The organism is Flavobacterium daejeonense DSM 17708 (genome assembly GCF_000425425.1).
Lineage (GTDB): Bacteria > Bacteroidota > Bacteroidia > Flavobacteriales > Flavobacteriaceae > Flavobacterium > Flavobacterium daejeonense.
The window spans coordinates 1-1,728 of sequence record NZ_AUDK01000051.1; the positions used below are offsets into that span (position 1 = coordinate 1).

The following is a 1,728-nucleotide window of genomic DNA, read 5'->3' on the forward strand; positions in this document are numbered from 1 at the left end:
AGATCAATATTGTAATTGTAATGAGGTGCCGCAACAATGTTATAATACTTGTCCGGAAGGTTATTATCAAACACCGGATTGCGGTTGTGCGTCTATACCAAACAGTAATCCACCTGGTACTTGTACGCTAGTAGCCTGTTCTACATCGGGATATGTAGTTGACCGGAATTTATGTAAATGTGTTCTCTCAAAAAATGATCCCGATTCAACACCTGATCCATGTGCCGGCAAAATATCAAAAAATTATTTATTAAATGTTGCTGATGAAAATAATGTTTTAGCTGGTAATATATTAGCTGTTTATAATGTTGAAACTGGGGGACAGGCATTTACAAGTGATGGGACACCAAAAGTTTTATTTGAGAGACATCATTTTAGCAAGTTAACAAATCATATATATGATAATTCAAATCCAAATATTTCTGGTCCTAAAAGGGTACGTTATGGATCATATTCAGATAATTTAATATATTTGAAAGAAGCTTTTGCATTAAATCCTGTAGCCGCTATAAAATCTGCTTCTTTCGGAGCATTTCAAATACTAGGCAGCAATTATCAATTAGCAGGTTATTCTAATATGGATGATTTTTATAATGATATGATTTCAACTAATGCAGATACACATTTAGAGGCATTCATTCAATATGTAATAAATAGAGGTATATTGGATGATTTACAAAATGAAAATTGGGATGGTTTTGCTAAAGGATATAATGGTCAATATTATAATTCACCTGGATCAGCTTCAAAAGACTATGATAAAAAAATGAAAAGCGAATCAGATAAGTATAAAAATAATTCTGATTTAATAAATAACGAAGATTGTTTCTAAAATTAAATAAAATAAGATGAAAAAAATTGTAAAATATTTACTAATATCGTTAATCTTTAATTCCTGTTACTCTCAAACAATAGAAAGTAAGTTTATTTCGTCAATAAACAATTCTACAAGATTGACAAATACAAATACCACAATAACAGAGGGTAGAATTGTTATCAGTTATCCAAATAATTTAAATTCTAATTTTCAAAATATCATCAATAATTATATAGCTGAAGATTTACAAAGAACAAATTTTTGTGAAGGAGCAGATAGTATTTTAGGTTTTGTATATGAAGTTAGATATTACAGTGATAATATATTAAGCATATATAAAATTGAATACGATGATTATTGCGAATTTAGAGATGACCAAAGATATTCTAGTATTAATTTATATTATTCTGATGGATTTATATATAAAGTAAATCTTGATTTTAATTCAGATACGTTAAAATCAATAATAAATTCAGGTATAGAAAATTTACCTCCATCTGAAGGATGTGAACTTGAATATAACTATGATTCCTCAATAAAAGGGTTATTAATAAACGATAAGTCATCCTATAAGTGTTTTTTAGCAGTTAGTAAAATTTGTCAAACAGAATTATCTATTGGATTAGAAGAAAATATTCTTATCGCTAACAAAATTCAATAATTCATTGCCTAAATAAAATTTTTACTCCAATGGCTCGGACTTGTAGATAATCGTTAACGCAGTCCCGAAGCTTCGGGATGCCTAAAGGCCCACAAAGTTGAGCAAATACAGTAAAAAGTTGTAGCCGTAAAAAGCTACAACTTTTTTTGTTTAATCGTTTAAAAAGCACCGAAAAACTGGACGGAACTTATACAGGCTATTTAGTAACTTATGACTGGAGCGGGCAGCATATTATTGCCAAAGAAGCATT

Annotated in this window: 2 protein-coding genes; both read left to right on the forward strand. The window is 29.3% G+C overall.

The annotated features are described in order from the left end of the window. A partial coding sequence (locus H599_RS20100) for an N-acetylmuramidase family protein (RefSeq protein ID WP_051590804.1) occupies positions 1-832 on the forward strand: 832 nt, incomplete at its 5' end. 16 nt (positions 833-848) lie between these two features. After that, on the forward strand, positions 849-1,478 hold the full coding sequence (locus H599_RS0117720) for a hypothetical protein (protein WP_155960827.1): 630 nt from the start codon (positions 849-851) through the stop codon (positions 1,476-1,478). The last annotated feature ends 250 nt before the right edge of the window (positions 1,479-1,728 follow it).